Origin of the sequence: Methylobacterium fujisawaense, from assembly GCF_014138435.1 — a bacterium.
GTDB classification, from domain to species: domain Bacteria; phylum Pseudomonadota; class Alphaproteobacteria; order Rhizobiales; family Beijerinckiaceae; genus Methylobacterium; species Methylobacterium fujisawaense.
Window position 1 is genome coordinate 404072 of sequence record NZ_JACJIM010000002.1, and the last position, 14342, is coordinate 418413.

A 14342-nucleotide genomic window follows, 5' to 3' on the forward strand; every position below is an offset into this window, starting at 1 on the left:
TCAACGATACGTCCACGCGACGCCGCGTCTGTCCGCGCCGCCGGTGCGCCGACATGGGGTCTGCCGGCGCGATCGGAAAGACAGTGGCCCGTTCGACGGGTCCGTCAACCACATGGGCGCGATCCGAATGGCGTCTCGTCCGTTGTAGAGGCCAACGCCCACGCTTCGAGGCCCCATGCCGGGACGCACTCTGTCGATCCGCCCTCCGTCCGTCATGCGCGCCGGGGTGGCCCTTGCATTGGCGCTCGGCCTGCTCGCCGCCGATCCGGTCGGGGCCGCCGAAACGCCCGCCGCCTCGGTGCCGACGCCCCCGCCCCTGCCGCCCGAACGCCCTGAGACGCTGAAGCCACCCATTGCGGAGCCGGCGCCGCCGACCCCGCCGGCCCGGCCTCCGGAACTGAAGCCTGCCGTCGCGGAGCCGGCGAAGGAGCCGGTCAAGGATCCCGGCCGGGAAAAGGCCTTTGAATCCGCGAAGGAAGGCCCGAAGGAAGGCTCGAAGGACTTCGCGAAGGAGGCGTCCAAACCCGAGATCCCGACGCCGCCACCCGCGCCGCCCGAGCGCCCGCCGGAACTGTCCGGCGGGGCGGCCCTGGCCCTGAAGGTCTCGCCGCCGGACGATACGGCCTGCCGGACGCGCCTGAAGCGACTCGGCGTCGATTTCGAGCCGCTGGCGCCCATCGCGGAAGGGCAATGCACCGCTCCGCTGCCGCTCAAGGTGACGAAATTCGCCGACGGCGTGGCGCTGCCGCAGGGCGCGACATTGACCTGCCGGGCCGCCGAAGCCCTGGCGCGCTGGGTCACCGAGGTGCAGGTCGAGGCCGAGCGGACGTTGAAGCATCCCCTGACCGCCCTTGAACTGGGCGGCTCCTATGTCTGCCGAGGCCAGAATCACGACATCGATGCCAAGCTGAGCGAACATGCCTTCGCCAATGCCGCCGACATCATGGGCTTCGCCTTCGCCGGACGCGCAAGCATCCCCGTGAAGGCGATGCCGGACGGCTCCGAGGAGGCGCAGTTTCTGGGCGCGGTGCGCACCAAGGCCTGCGGCTTCTTCCGCACGGTCCTGGGGCCGGGTTCGAACGCCGCCCACGCCAACCATCTTCATGTGGACCAGCGGGAGCGCAATGCGGGCCACCGGCTGTGCGAGTAGCCTCGCGTGGAACGTTCCGGCCGGCTCGGCGCTTTTTGGCACGGGAGCGCCTCCGCTCTCCGGAATTGCGACGTCGATGATCCCAAAATCCTGGCGGCCCGTTGGCGCGGCTCTCGTGGCGAGCTGTCTCGTCGTGCAAGGCGCGGCGGCCAAGCCCGAGAAAGACCGGAAGACCGAAGCGGCGCAGCCGCCGGCGCTCACCGCCGACACCGTGAACGCCGCCGCCCTGGCGCCCCCGGAAGCGGGCAAGGATCGGGATGCCAAGCCGAACACGAAGGCGCGCCGGGCCGCTGCGTCCGCGGAGAAGCCCGACCCGCTGGTCGTCAAGGCGCAGGTGCTGCTCGACCGGGCGCATTTCTATCCCGGCGCGATCGACGGCCGGACCGGCGAAAATTATAAACGCGCGCTCTCCGCCTTCGCTGTGGCGCAGGGGCTTCCGGCGACGCAGAGCCTGAATCCTGAGGTTTGGGACAAGCTCCAGGCGACGAGCGATAAGCCCGTCGTCACGGACTATACGATCACCGAATCCGACGCCTCGGGGCCCTATGTCGAGCGGATCCCGCCCAAGATGGAGCAGCAGGCCGATCTCAAGACGTTGGGGTACACCAATGCCCGGGAGATGCTCGCAGAGCGCTTCCACATGAGCCGTGACCTCGTCAGCGCGCTCAATCCCGGCAAGTCCCTGGACAAGGCCGGCACGGTCATCGCCGTGGCGGCCGTCGAGCCGATGGGGACCGACAAGCCGAAGGCCAAGGACCTCCCCGAAAGTCCGAAGGTCGAGCGCATCGAGGTCGGCAAGGCGAGCCGCGACGTCCGGGCCTTCGGCGCCGACGGAAAGCTGCTGGCCTACTACCCCGCCTCGATCGGCAGCTCCGAGAAGCCAGCGCCGAGCGGCGACACCAAGGTGAAGGGCGTCGCGTTCGATCCCGACTACACGTACAATCCGAAATACGCATTCAAGGGCGTGAAAGCGCAGCACAAGTTCACCATCCAATCCGGTCCCAACAACCCGGTCGGTCTGGTCTGGATCGATCTGGCGATCCCGAGCTACGGCATCCACGGAACGCCTGAGCCCGAGAAGGTCGGCAAGACCGAATCCCATGGGTGCATCCGGCTGACCAATTGGAATGCCCGCGACCTTGCCGCGCATGTCACGCGCGGTGCTGAGGTCGTCTTCAAGGAAGACTGATCACCCGGCTTCGATCCGCCCGGTTGCCGGGCGGACAAAAATGTATCAGGCGTTAACATAGCGCGCGGTCGTGCCATCGGAACGGGCCGGGAACGCTTGACACGTTGCGGAATACGGGCGACGCCACAGGTTGTCTCGCGGGCCATCCTTCGGGCCGCGCTCGTTCATACGAGCGCTGCTGTCGCGGTGCGCGGGGCTCGACCGACCGCACGGCATAATCCCCGGAAACGGGGCGTTCGAAGGGAAGACGGCCCGGCGTGATTGCTGACTCCAACGACGACGTTCTCAACGGTGTCCGCGTTCTCGTCGTCGAGGACGAGGCCGCGATCTCCATGCTTCTGGAGGACATGCTCCTCGATTTCGGCTGTGCCGTAGTCGGGCCGGCCGCACGGCTCTCCTCCGCGCTGGAAATGGCGTCGCAGGAAGCGTTCGAGGTCGCCATCCTCGACGTGAACGTGGCGGGCGAGCCGATCTATCCCGTGGCCGAGGCCATCGCCAAGCGCGACCTGCCGCTGGTCTTCTCCACCGGGTACGGCGGCGCGGGCATCCGCGAGCCGTTCCGCGACCGGCCCGTCGTTCAGAAGCCCTTCAGCCAAGCCGATCTCAAGCGCACGCTGATCGGCGCGATCCGGGCCGCCCGCGCCTGACGCACGCCGGGTAACCGGCGCGTCCCCAGCACGGCGGCTGTCGGGTGAGGCGAGACGCCGCGGTTCCTGACCGCGGCTTCAGAGCCCTTCGATCGTGAAGACCTGCTCGACATGGGCTGGCCACCCGCGGGCCCCGACGAAAACGGCGTCGGCACGGAACGTCACACCGGCACACCACGCGTTGCGCCCGATCCACGCCCTGACCGCGCGGGAGAAGCGCCGCCGCTTGGCGGCATCGATCGCTTCCCGCGCGTCGTCACGCTTGGCACGCGCCTTCACCTCCACGAACACGATGGTGTTCCAGCGCTGGACGACGAGGTCGATCTCGCCCCCGGCCATGCTCACGCGCCGGCCGATCGGCCAGTAGCCCTTGAGCATCAGTGCGGCCAGCGCCAGCCATTCGGCGTGGTGGCCGCGCCGATAGGCGGCGCGGCGCCGGCCGGTCCGGTCCGGCACAGCCCCGTTCATCCCTGGCCCCGCGCCAAAGCCAGCGCCCGCGAATAGACCTGACGCCGCGGCTGTCCGGTCTCGTCAGCGACGAGGCTGGCGGCATCCTTGATCGAGTGCCGCTCCAGCGCCGACAGGATCAGCGCGTCGAGGGCGGCATCCGCATCAATCGTTCGCTCCGGCGTCGTCGCCGCGCCGATGATCACCACGATCTCACCCTTGGGCGGTCCTTCCTGGGCGAAGCGCTCGCTCAGGCTGCCCAAAGTATCGCGTCGGATGGTTTCGTAGAGCTTGGTCAATTCCCGTGTCACGGCGGCCGGGCGCTCCGGGCCGAGCACCGCGGCGGCATCGGCCAGCATGTCGGGCAGGCGATGCGGCGATTCGAACAAGACCAGCGTGCCGGGAACCTGAACCAGTGCCTCCAGGCGGTTGCGCCGGGCGCCGGCCTTCTGCGGGAGGAAGCCCTCGAAGAAGAAACGATCGGTCGGCAGACCCGCCGCGACCAAGGCCGTCATCACCGCCGACGGGCCCGGAACCGGCGTGATGGCGATCCCCGCCTCGATCGCGGCCTGGACCAACTTGTAGCCGGGATCCGAGACCAGCGGCGTCCCGGCATCCGAGACGAGAGCCAGGGCTTCGCCGGCGCGCAGCCGCGCGATCATCCGCTCCCGCACGGCATCGTTGGAATGCTCGTGATAGGCGAGCAGCGGTGTCGTGATCCCGTAATGCGCCAGCAGGTTCCGGGTGACGCGGGTGTCCTCGGCCAGGACCGCATCCGCGGCCGCCAGGGTGGACAGGGCCCGGATGGTGATGTCGCGCAGGTTCCCGATGGGAGTCGCCACAATGTGCAGGCCCGGCGACAGGGGCTCGGTCTCGCTCGCCAGACCGAAGGCCGTGAAGGTGGTGTTGCGCGGCCGATCGGGGGCGAGCTTCGGGGACGGAGCTCGGGTCGGGGCGGCGGGCCCCGGGGCATCGAATCGGCGTGTCATCATCGGTGATCTTGCCACACCGGCCGTCTCCCGTCGCGGTGAAGGCGTCCGACCGGGGGCAACTCTGCCGCTCCGCGTTTACAATTCGGATTCCGATCGTCAGGCTGCGGTGCCTGCCGAGAGGAGTCCGCGCGATGGCGCGCCCGACGAGCATGCGGGACCGTCTCGTGCGCGTCACCGCCCCGACCGCTGCGCTGTGCGCCGTCCTGCTGTCACTGGGCGGCTGCCTCGGCACCGACATCGCTCGGCGCGCGACGGCGCCACAGGCCGAGCTGACGCCGCCAGCGGCCGTTCCCGGGGCACTGCCACCCGCACCCGCAGGGCCGCCGATGCCGGCGGCGGGTGGCACCGGGCGCATCGGCTCCGGAGCCGTCAAGGTCGCCCTCGTGCTGCCGCTGACCGGCCAGGGGGCAACGGTGGGTGCCGCCATGCGCAACGCGGCACAACTCGCCTACGACGAGGCAGAGCAACCCGACCTGACGCTCCTGGTGGAAGATGACCGAGGCAGCCCGGACGGCGCCCGGGACGCGACGCAGGAGGCGCTGCGCCAGGGGGCCGAGATCGTGCTCGGTCCGCTCTTCGCCGGCAATGTTCAGACGGCTGCGGCCGCGGCCAGAGCGGCGGGCAAGCCGGTGGTCGGCTTCTCGACCGACGTGACCGTGGCCAGCCGGGGCGTCTACCTCCTGAGCTTCCTGCCGCAACCAGAGGTGGACCGCGTGGTCGAGGATTCCGTCGCCGGCGGAAAACGCTCCTTCGCGGCTCTGATCCCCGAGACGGCCTACGGCAATGCCGTGGAGGCGGAGTTCCGGGAGGCCGTTGCCCGGAAGGGCGCGCGGGTCGCCGCCGTCGAACGCTACCCGGCCGGCGCGCCGGGTCCGGCGGTGGAACGGCTGACCCGGGTCATCGCAGGGCCGGGCGCCACCGCCGACGCGCTGTTCATCCCCGAAACCGCCGATGCGCTGCCGGGCGTGGCCGCGGCGCTGACCAAGGCGGGGTTCTCGCCCGCCCGGATACGCCCCATCGGCACCGCCCTCTGGAACGAGCCGTCGCTCTTCGCCCTTCCCGCCTTGCAGGGCGGCCGCTTCGCCTCGCCGGACCGCACCGGGTTCTCGAATTTCAGCGGCCGCTACCAAGCCCGGTTCGGCGCCGTTCCGCCGCGCGTCGCATCCCTGGCCTATGATGCGGTGATGCTCGCGGCCGCCCTGTCCCGACGCTACGGCTCGCAGCGCTTCGCGGAGACCACCCTCACGAATGGCTCCGGCTTCGCCGGCATCGACGGGACCTTCCGCTTCCGGCCGGATGGGCAGAGCGAGCGGTCCCTGGCGGTCTATGAGATCCGCAACAATGCCGCGATACCCGTCAGCCCCGCGCCGCGGGTGCTGGCAAAGCCCGGGATCTGATCAGGCCGCAAGTTCGGCAACCAGGGCATTGAGCACCGGCGCCCCCTTGGCGGTCGCGGCGATGCGGCCGCCGGGAAGCCGCTCCAGCACGCCATCGCCGATCAGCATGCCGATGCGGTTGCCGTTCAGCGGCCGGCCCTTGAGGGCAGCGTAGCGATCCGGATCGATGCCCTCGCGAAGGCGAAGCCCCATCACCAAGAACTCGTCGGCCTGGTCGGCGGCCGTGAGCGTTTCGGTCTCGACGACGGCATGTCCTTCGCGCTCGACCCGGGCCAGCCAGGCTTCCGGCGACCGCTCGGTGACGGTCCCGATCCGTCCCCCCGCCGTCACGAGCCGCCCGTGCGCGCCGGGACCGATGCCGGCATACTCGCCGTAGCGCCAATAGAGCAGGTTGTGCCGCGACTCCGCCCCGGGCCGGGCGTGGTTCGAGATTTCATAAGCCGGCAGGCCGGCCTCTGCACAAAGTTCCTGGGTGACGTCGTAGAGGGCGCGTCCGACCTCGTCGTCCGGCGTCACCAGTTTGCCGGCGGCGGCGAAGCCGTAGAACGGCGTCCCCGGCTCGATGGTGAGCTGGTAGAGCGAGAGATGCTCTGCGGCCCGCGCCAGCGCCGCTTTCAGCTCCGCCCGCCACAGCGCCGGAGTCTGTCCGGGCCGGGCATAGATCAGGTCGAAGGAGGTCCGCTCGAAGGCCGACTGCGCCAGCGTGATCGCCTCCAGGGCCTGTGCGGCGTCGTGCAGGCGCCCGAGGGTCCGAAGCGACGCGTCGTCGAGGGCCTGGATGCCGAGGGAAACCCGGTTGACCCCGGCGGCGCGGTAACCCCGGAAGCGCCCGGCCTCGACACTCGACGGATTGGCCTCGAGGGTGACCTCGGCGCCTTGAGCCACCGGCCAGTGTTCCGCGACGGCGTCGAGCAGGCCCGCCACGGTCGCGGGCTGCATCAGCGAGGGTGTCCCGCCGCCGAGGAAGATGCTGGTGACGGTCCGCCCCGGGGTGCGGGCGGCCGTGTGGGCGATCTCGGCCCGGAATGCCGCGAGGAAGCGCGGCTCGTCCACGCCCGCGTGGCGGACGTGGCTGTTGAAGTCGCAATACGGGCACTTCGCCGCGCAGAAGGGCCAGTGCAGGTAGATTCCGAAACCCACGTCGCGGGTCGGATGGTCCGGGCCGGTCGATACCATGATGACCGGGATGTGAGCGCGGCCGCGCCGTTTGGCAATCAGGAACCGGAGGCCAGACAGGCCCGGCTCAACGCCACGAAGGCCCGGGCCCGGTGCGAGAGCCCCTGACCCTTCTGCCAGTCGACGCCGTGCTTCTCCTCGGCGCTCATCTCGCCGAAGGTGCGCGCGTGCCCGTCCGGCCGGAAGATCGGGTCGTAACCGAAGCCGGCGGTCCCCCGCGCCGCCACGAGGTCGCCGAACACCCGCCCTTCGAACAGCTCGGTGTGGCCGTCCGGCCAAGCCAGGACCAGGGCCGAAACGAAATGGGCCCGGCGGTCGGCCGCGCCACGGTCGTCGAGCTCGGCGAAGATCCGCGCCATCGCGGCCGCGAAATCCTTGTTCGGGCCGGCCCAGCGGGCCGAGAAGATGCCCGGCGCTCCGTCGAGGGCGTCGACGCACAGGCCGGAATCGTCCGCGAAGGCGGGCAGTCCGGTGGCGTCGGCCGCCGCCTTCGCCTTGATGGCGGCATTCTCGGCGAACATCGTGCCGGTTTCCTCGGGCTCGGGCAGCCCGATTTCGCCGGCCGACACCGCCTCGACCCCGAACGGCGCGAGCAGCTCGCGCATCTCGGTGAGCTTGCCGGCATTGTGCGTGGCGATGACCACCTTCCCGGTCAGGCGGCGGCTCACGCGATGGCCTCCTTCTGCAGGGCGACCAGCCGCTCGGTGCCGGCGCGGGCGAGGCCGAGAAGTTCGAGAAGCTGCTCCTGGGTGAAGGGCTCCATCTCGGCGGTGCCCTGCACCTCCACGATGCCGCCGCGCCCGGTCAGCACGAAATTGGCGTCGGTCTCGGCCGCGGAATCCTCGGCGTAATCGAGATCGAGGACCGGCATGCCCTTGTACAGGCCGCACGAGACGGCAGCGACATGGTCGCGCAGGGGATCGACCGAGATGATCGAGCGCGTCCGCATCCAGGCGAAGCAATCGTGCAGCGCCACCCAGGCGCCGGTGATGGCGGCCGTCCGGGTGCCGCCATCGGCCTGGATGACGTCGCAATCGATCGTCACCTGACGCTCGCCCATGGCCGGCAGGTTCGTGACGGCCCGGAGGGACCGGCCGATCAGCCGCTGGATTTCCTGCGTTCGACCCGACGGCTTCCCGGAACCAACCTCGCGGCGGGTGCGTTCGTGCGTCGCACGCGGGAGCATAGCGTACTCCGCCGTGACCCAGCCCTTGCCCGAGCCGCGCAGCCACGGGGGCGAACGCTCTTCGAGCGACGCGGTGCAGAGCACCCGGGTATTTCCGAAGCTGACGAGGCACGAGCCTTCTGCGTAGCGCGAAACCGCGCGCTCCAGGCTCACGGGCCGCAACTCGTCGGCGGCACGCTTGGAAGGCCGCATCGCGGGCCCCTTCTGTCGAGAGTGTCGAGGGCCGGGCTCTTAGGCCGCCGCGACATCACGGGCAAGCATCGCCGTACGGATTGATCCGCGCGGATCGGTTGCGCATGATCGGACTACAGGATGACCGCGTGACACACCCCAGTCCCAACTTTGCCAACGGCCAATCCATGCAGGCCCTCGCCGCCCTCAATGAGCGCGCCCGCGAGATCTTCCGGCAGATCGTCGAGAGCTATCTCACGACCGGCGAGCCGGTGGGCTCCCGGAATCTCGCTCGGATCCTCCCGATGGCGCTGTCGCCGGCCTCGATCCGGAACGTGATGGCGGATCTGGAGCATTCCGGCCTGATCTTCGCGCCGCATACCTCGGCCGGACGCCTCCCGACCGAACTCGGGCTGCGGTTCTTCGTCGACGCGATGCTGGAACTCGGCGACGTCAGCCAGGACGAGCAGGCGCGCATCGAGGCACAGATGCGGGCCGCAGCCTCGGGCCACACGTTCGATTCCGCCCTGGCCGAGGCCTCGACCATGCTGTCGGGCGTCTCGCGGGGGGCCGGCGTGGTGCTGACCACCAAGGCCAACGTCAATCTGAAGCACATCGAGTTCGTGCGGCTCGATCCGGCCCGCGCCCTCGTCATCCTCGTCTCGGATGACGGCTCCGTCGAGAACCGCATCGTCGATCTGCCGCCCGGACTTCCGGCGGGTGCGCTTCAGGAGGCCACGAACTTCCTCAACGCGCGCCTGCAGGGCCGCACCCTGGGGTCGCTGCGCGCCGAGATCGAGGCCGGCCGCAAGGCCATGAAGCGCGAGCTCGACGCGATCACCGAACGCCTCGTCGATGCGGGGCTCGCAACGCCGGTGGGGCCGACGGAAGCGCGCCAACTGATCGTTCGCGGTCAGGCTAACCTGCTCGACGACCTGCGGGCGGTCGAGGATCTCGAGCGGATCCGCCTGCTGTTCAATGACCTTGAGACCCAGAAGGACGTCATCGACCTGCTGGCCCGTGCCGAGGGCGGCGAGGGCGTGCGTATCTTCATCGGCTCCGAGAACAAGCTGTTCTCCCTCTCGGGGTCATCGCTGATCGCGGCGCCGTTCCGCGACGGATCGCAGAAGATCGTCGGCGTGGTCGGGGTCATCGGTCCGACCCGCCTCAACTACGCGCGCATCGTGCCGATGGTGGATTACACGGCGCGGGTGGTGTCGAAGCTTCTGGACGGCGGCCGGTAGGTCCTGTCGGGCCTCAGGCTGCCCGAACCGAATCCAGGAATCGTGCGACCTCGACACCGAGGCGCGCGGAGTGTTGCGACAGATCCGATGCGGAGCCCAGGACCTGTCGCGCGGCCTCGCCCGTATGCGCGGCGGCTCCGGCCACCCCGGCGATATTCACCGTCACGTCCGCGGTCCCGTCTGACGCCTGGGTCACGTTGCGGACGATCTCCTGCGTGGCCGCCCCCTGCTCCTCGACTGAGGCGGCGACGGCCGCGGCGACCGCGTTGATGTCCCGGATCCGCCTGACGATACCGTCGAGTGCCCGGGTGGCTTCGCCGGTGGAGCCCTGGACGCGCGCGATATGATCGTTGATTTCCTCGGTGGCGCGGGCGGTCTGCGCAGCCAAATCCTTCACTTCGGCCGCCACCACGGCGAAGCCGAGCCCGGCCTCGCCGGCCCGCGCGGCCTCGATGGTGGCGTTGAGGGCCAGCAGGTTGGTCTGCGCGGCGATCGAGGCGATCAGCCCGGCTGCGTCGCTGATCCGGGATACCGCCTCCGACAGCGCCTGCACGCGGTGTCCCGTCTCGTCGGCCTCGTCCACGGCAGTTCGGGCGAGGCGTGACGAGCCTGCGACCTGCCCGGCGATCTCGCGCACGCTCGCGCCGAGTTCATCGGCCGCAACCGCGACGGTGCGGACGCTGGTCGAGGCTTGGTCGGCGGCCGCAGCGACGCTGCTGGATCGTGCCGCGGCCTGCGTGGCGGTGTTTGTCAGGGCTTGGGCGGTGGCGTGAAGCTCGGACGCCGCGGACGACACCGAACCGACGATCGTGCCCACGGCCTCTTCGAAACCATCGGCGAGCGCCGTCATGGCCCGCTTGCGCTCCGCTGCGGCCGCCGCCTCGGCCGAGCGCCGAGCCTGTTCCTGCTCACGTGCCTTCTGCGCCACAACGGCCTTGATACCCTCGACCGCCCGCCCGACCATCCCGATCTCGTCCCGGCGCCTGGCCTCGGCGATCTCGGTATCGAGGTCGCCGAGGCTCATGCGCTGAAGGACTTCCACAAGTCGGTCTAGGGGATGTGCGACGGTCGCGGCCATCATCCGGCTGACGGTGACGGCCAGCAGAAGCAGCGTGATCGCGGTTGCGATGGCCAAGTTCTGCGCGAGGTGCGTGATGGGTGCGAACGCGGTGGCGTGGTCGACCGAAAGCGCGACGTACCAGTCGAGCGCCGGCGGCAGGTTTGGGACGCGCGCGAAGACCGTGCGGACGGACCGTCCCGCCTCGCGCGTGTCCACCGCCCGACCGGCGGCGATGCCGGGAACCGGACCGTCGATCAGCTCCGACAGGGGCTTGCCGATGAACGCGGCCCGCGGGTGGATCAGGATCGTGCCAGCGCCCGACACCAGATAGGCATAACCGCCGTTACCCGGCGCGACCTCGGTGATCATCCGGGCAAGAGCCGAGACGTCGAAATCGCTTCCGACCACGCCGCCGAGACCGTGCGCCGCATCCTTAACCGGCGCCGCCGCCGTGATGATGAAGGTGCCGCGACTGGCGGAGATGTACGGCTCGGTCAGGATCGGGCCGTCCGTCGCGGCGGCCTCCTTGTACCACGGACGCTGACGCGGATCGTAACCCGGCGGAATCTCGGCCTTGGGCATCTTGGTGTAGAACCCGTCCGGACGCCCGAAGAAGCTGACGTAAAACGAGTCGCGGATGATGGGCGCGTCGAGCACACGATCCGTGTCCGACTCACGGCCGCTAGCGGTGATCTGCTGAGCCATCATCTGCGTCAGATCGAGCTTGCCGCGCAGCCAGTTGCCGACACTACGGGCGGCAGATCCGCTCAGGCTCGACATGCTGGCGTCGACGTCGCCCTGCAGGGTGCTGGACTGGGACAGGTACAGATAGGACGAACAGGCGACGAGGGCCGCCGATACGATCGCGAGAATCAGGAGTGTCGCGCGACCCGATATCCCGACGCGTACCCGGCGTGCCGCTCCAGAAAAGCCACCGATTTCGATCGACATGCACACCCCGATCTTCAGGAGTCGCGCCTGACGAGGCCTAATTCAAACCTAAACCGCGACCTGTGGCGTCTGTGTTCTTTTTATCAGATCGTGGATGGCATGGATCAGGACGTCGATCGGGCGCGACACCATTTCCCGCGCAAAGCCGGTCCGCGCCTTGTCGGGCGCGGACCGGATCAACGGTGATGATCGTGTGCTTTGCTTGCGCCGGTGTGTCGGCGGCCGGAAAAGCCGTTTCGACCGACGCGCGGCCAGGCATTAGGCCGGGATCACGTCCACGATCTCGTAGGTGTCGGGGTCGATGATCACGATGTCGTCGCGCACGAGGATGAACTCGTAGCCCTCGTATTCCGGCACGATCGAGATGATCGCCGGCGGCAGCCGGTGCAGGGTCACCGACCGCGGGATCGCGGTGCCGACCGCGAGACCGAAGGCCACGTCCCGGAGCGGCGACACGCCCAGGCGGGTGATCGAGCTGCGGAACTCGGTCCGCTGCCGGGTATCGAGGCGGCCGACCGCACCGCGAACGGCGCCGCCCTCGCGGGCGCCGGCACGTCCGCCCCGCTCGCCAGCCGGACCGCGGCCGCCCCGATCGGGGCCGGCTGCGTCGCGATTGCCGCGCTCGCCGCCGGCACCGGGTTCACGGGCACCGCGCTCGCCCCGGTCACCGCGATCACCGCGATCACCGGCATCGGGCTTCGCGGCCGGGCCGGCCCGACCGGACGATCCGTCGCGCTCGGCGGCGCCATCCGGGCGGCCCGGTCCCTCGGCACCACGACCCGCCGGTCCACCCGGCTCGGCGCCGCGCGGACCGCCCTCGGCACCGCCAGGCCCGCGCATCGCGCCGCCGTCCGCGCCGCCGGCACCGCTCCGCATCCCGCCGCCAGCACCGCCGCCACCGGCCGGACCGGCGCCCGCGCCGGCAGCTCCACCGGGACCGCCGGGTCCGCCGCCGCCGGGGCCGCCCCCGCCGCCTGGGCCGCCCTGCGCGAATGCCGTTGCCGCTCCGGCCACGACGATGGCCGCCGCAACCGTGTCTCTCAGAATGCGCTTCATGGCCTCTCCTCCTGCGGCCGTCGGACCATCCCCGACGCCCATGCCGGCCCGCAACGGGCCTCGGGGCGAACCGTTCCGTCCCGCGGCGTCGTGGCCATGCGGCCGGTGACACCCGCGCGGGCTGTCCTCGGCTAAGTCCGCTCACGGTCTTGCGATCAGGCCCGTCACCTGTAACGTCGCGCCGCACCAAGTAGAGACCGGCCCAGGCCGGCATCAAGATTGATCGACGGAGACGCCATGTCCGCCTCGCGCGACGATACGATCGGTATCGCACCGAGCGCCCACGATGACGCCGCAGACCGCAAGCGCCGCATCTGGGCCATCGTCGGATCGTCCTCGGGCAATCTCGTCGAATGGTACGATTTCTACTGTTACGCGTTCTTCGCCCTCTACTTCGCGCCGGCCTTCTTTCCGAAGGGCGATTCCACCAGCCAGCTCCTCCAGACCGCGGGCATCTTCGCGGTCGGATTCTTCATGCGACCGGTCGGCGGCTGGCTGTTCGGGCGCATCGCCGATCGTGTCGGACGCCGGACCTCGATGGTCGTCTCGGTGCTGCTGATGTGCTTCGGCTCGCTTCTGATCGGCATCCTGCCGACCTACGAGCATGTCGGTACCCTGGCCCCGGTGCTGCTGCTCCTCGCCCGCATGCTCCAAGGCCTGTCCGTCGGCGGCGAATACGGCACCTCTGCAACCTACATGAGCGAAGTCGCGATCAAGGGCCGACGCGGCTTCTTCGCCTCCTTCCAGTACGTCACGCTGATCGGTGGCCAGCTCCTGGCCTCGCTGGTCCTGGTCCTGCTCCAGGCGGTGATGACCGGCCCGGAACTGACCGCCTGGGGCTGGCGCATCCCGTTCTTCATCGGCGCCGGGCTGGCGGTCGTCGCACTCTATCTGCGACGCTCCCTGGCCGAGACGAAGGACAGCAGTGACAAGGAGACCGCCGGCACCTTCGCCGAGCTGTCGAAGCACTGGCGGGCGTTCCTGGTCGTCGTGGCCTACACGGCGGGCGGCTCCCTGAGCTTCTATACCTTCACGACGTATATGCAGAAGTATCTCGTCAACACTGCCGGCATGCCGAAGACCTCGGCGTCGCAGACGATGACGGTGGTGCTGTTCGTCTACATGATCATCCAGCCGATCTTCGGCGCGCTGTCCGACAAGATCGGCCGCAAGGCGAACATGCTGCTCTACAGCGGCCTCGGCACACTCATGGTGGTGCCGCTGATGACGGCGCTCGGCACCAACAAGGATCCCTATCTGGCTTTCGCGCTGATCACCCTCGGGCTCGCGGTCGTCTCGTTCTACACGGGCATCAGCGGCATCGTGAAAGCGGAGCTGTTCCCGACCAACATCCGCGCCCTCGGGGTCGGCCTCTCCTACGCGGTGGCCAACGCCACCTTCGGCGGCACCGCCGAGTTCGTCGCCCTGTGGTTCAAGGACAACGGGATGGAGAGCACGTTCTTCTGGTACGTCACCGTCCTGATGGCGATCGCCTTCGTGGCCTCGCTGATCATGCCGAACCCCAAGGTCCACGGCTATCTCGACGGCGCCGGCACCGTCGAGGAGGCGCTGGGGAAGAAGCGCGGCCTCGCACACGCCTGACCGGTGGGCCGTCCGGCTGGACCGGGCCCGACTTTCACGCTGATATGCCTCCCGCCGGACGCGCCAGACGTCTG

Annotated in this window: 14 protein-coding genes; 7 read left to right on the top strand and 7 right to left on the bottom strand. The window is 69.6% G+C overall.

The features are described from left to right. Positions 1-175: 175 nt before the first annotated feature. The 3 genes from GGQ91_RS06820 (at position 176) to GGQ91_RS06830 (ending at position 2986) form a co-directional block, all read left to right on the top strand. The gene (locus GGQ91_RS06820) at positions 176-1150 is read left to right on the top strand and encodes an extensin family protein (protein ID WP_182591641.1); all 975 of its coding nucleotides are present in this window, start codon (positions 176-178) and stop codon (positions 1148-1150) included. A gap of 76 nt (positions 1151-1226) precedes the next feature. Further along, entirely contained in the window at positions 1227-2339 is a 1113-nt protein-coding gene (locus GGQ91_RS06825) for a L,D-transpeptidase family protein (RefSeq protein ID WP_182591642.1), read from the top strand. A gap of 257 nt (positions 2340-2596) precedes the next feature. After that, positions 2597-2986 carry a response regulator gene (locus tag GGQ91_RS06830; RefSeq protein ID WP_043345829.1) on the top strand — a complete coding sequence of 130 codons (390 nt, stop codon included), beginning with the start codon at positions 2597-2599 and terminating at the stop codon, positions 2984-2986. 78 nt (positions 2987-3064) lie between these two features. Here GGQ91_RS06830 and GGQ91_RS06835 read toward each other — a convergent pair whose 3' ends face one another. Next, positions 3065-3454 (bottom strand): YraN family protein, encoded by a 390-nt coding sequence (locus GGQ91_RS06835; RefSeq protein WP_182591643.1) that lies wholly within the window; start codon positions 3452-3454, stop codon positions 3065-3067. Next, positions 3451-4422, bottom strand: a complete 972-nt coding sequence (rsmI, locus tag GGQ91_RS06840) for a 16S rRNA (cytidine(1402)-2'-O)-methyltransferase (protein WP_043345837.1) — start codon at positions 4420-4422, stop codon at positions 3451-3453. The genes GGQ91_RS06835 and rsmI overlap by 4 nt, the downstream gene beginning before the upstream one ends. Positions 4423-4556: 134 nt before the next feature. Here rsmI and GGQ91_RS06845 point away from each other — a divergent pair, with 134 nt between their 5' ends. Beyond that, positions 4557-5822 (top strand): penicillin-binding protein activator, encoded by a 1266-nt coding sequence (locus GGQ91_RS06845; RefSeq protein ID WP_179696824.1) that lies wholly within the window; start codon positions 4557-4559, stop codon positions 5820-5822. Here the strand turns inward: GGQ91_RS06845 and hemW are convergent, their stop codons facing one another. The 3 genes from hemW to rph are packed head-to-tail and all read right to left on the bottom strand — an operon-like array spanning position 5823 to position 8376. Continuing rightward, positions 5823-6998, bottom strand: coding sequence for a radical SAM family heme chaperone HemW (hemW, locus tag GGQ91_RS06850; RefSeq protein ID WP_182591644.1), 1176 nt, complete (start codon positions 6996-6998; stop codon positions 5823-5825). A gap of 38 nt (positions 6999-7036) precedes the next feature. Beyond that, positions 7037-7666 (bottom strand): RdgB/HAM1 family non-canonical purine NTP pyrophosphatase, encoded by a 630-nt coding sequence (gene rdgB, locus GGQ91_RS06855; protein ID WP_182591645.1) that lies wholly within the window; start codon positions 7664-7666, stop codon positions 7037-7039. Next, complete coding sequence (gene rph / locus GGQ91_RS06860; RefSeq protein WP_043380092.1) at positions 7663-8376, bottom strand: ribonuclease PH; 714 nt, start codon at positions 8374-8376, stop codon at positions 7663-7665. The genes rdgB and rph overlap by 4 nt, the downstream gene beginning before the upstream one ends. A 167-nt stretch (positions 8377-8543) precedes the next feature. Here rph and hrcA point away from each other — a divergent pair, with 167 nt between their 5' ends. Further along, positions 8544-9599, top strand: a complete 1056-nt coding sequence (gene hrcA, locus GGQ91_RS06865) for a heat-inducible transcriptional repressor HrcA (RefSeq protein WP_085987606.1) — start codon at positions 8544-8546, stop codon at positions 9597-9599. A 13-nt stretch (positions 9600-9612) separates the two neighbouring features. On the opposite strand, the gene GGQ91_RS06870 is transcribed toward hrcA, so the two are convergent. Together GGQ91_RS06870 and GGQ91_RS28495 are read right to left on the bottom strand one after the other, a co-directional pair. Next, a complete protein-coding gene (locus GGQ91_RS06870; protein ID WP_182591646.1) occupies positions 9613-11610 on the bottom strand; it encodes a methyl-accepting chemotaxis protein in 1998 nt (665 codons plus the stop codon). Positions 11611-11868: 258 nt separating this feature from the next. After that, entirely contained in the window at positions 11869-12006 is a 138-nt protein-coding gene (locus GGQ91_RS28495) for a DUF1236 domain-containing protein (protein WP_335633083.1), read from the bottom strand. On the opposite strand from GGQ91_RS28495, the gene GGQ91_RS28500 reads away from it, so the two are divergent. Further along, complete coding sequence (locus tag GGQ91_RS28500; protein ID WP_343066765.1) at positions 11995-12801, top strand: hypothetical protein; 807 nt, start codon at positions 11995-11997, stop codon at positions 12799-12801. The genes GGQ91_RS28495 and GGQ91_RS28500 overlap by 12 nt on opposite strands. Before the next feature lie 102 nt (positions 12802-12903). Beyond that, positions 12904-14268: an MFS family transporter gene (locus GGQ91_RS06880; RefSeq protein WP_043758154.1), complete on the top strand. Its 1365-nt coding sequence runs from the start codon at positions 12904-12906 to the stop codon at positions 14266-14268. Positions 14269-14342 lie beyond the last annotated feature (74 nt).

What these genes read in the sequence shown, in the direction of transcription:
- GGQ91_RS06820 (WP_182591641.1), top strand. Translation starts at nt 176, where the DNA reads ATGCCGGGACGCACTCTGTCGATCCGCCCTCCGTCCGTCATGCGCGCC.
- hrcA (WP_085987606.1), top strand. Translation starts at nt 8,544, where the DNA reads ATGCAGGCCCTCGCCGCCCTCAATGAGCGCGCCCGCGAGATCTTCCGG.
- GGQ91_RS06880 (WP_043758154.1), top strand. Translation starts at nt 12,904, where the DNA reads ATGTCCGCCTCGCGCGACGATACGATCGGTATCGCACCGAGCGCCCAC.
- hemW (WP_182591644.1), bottom strand. Translation starts at nt 6,998, where the DNA reads ATGGTATCGACCGGCCCGGACCATCCGACCCGCGACGTGGGTTTCGGA.
- rph (WP_043380092.1), bottom strand. Translation starts at nt 8,376, where the DNA reads ATGCGGCCTTCCAAGCGTGCCGCCGACGAGTTGCGGCCCGTGAGCCTG.
- GGQ91_RS06825 (WP_182591642.1), top strand. Translation starts at nt 1,227, where the DNA reads ATGATCCCAAAATCCTGGCGGCCCGTTGGCGCGGCTCTCGTGGCGAGC.
- GGQ91_RS06870 (WP_182591646.1), bottom strand. Translation starts at nt 11,610, where the DNA reads ATGTCGATCGAAATCGGTGGCTTTTCTGGAGCGGCACGCCGGGTACGC.
- GGQ91_RS06845 (WP_179696824.1), top strand. Translation starts at nt 4,557, where the DNA reads ATGGCGCGCCCGACGAGCATGCGGGACCGTCTCGTGCGCGTCACCGCC.
- rsmI (WP_043345837.1), bottom strand. Translation starts at nt 4,422, where the DNA reads ATGACACGCCGATTCGATGCCCCGGGGCCCGCCGCCCCGACCCGAGCT.
- GGQ91_RS06835 (WP_182591643.1), bottom strand. Translation starts at nt 3,454, where the DNA reads ATGAACGGGGCTGTGCCGGACCGGACCGGCCGGCGCCGCGCCGCCTAT.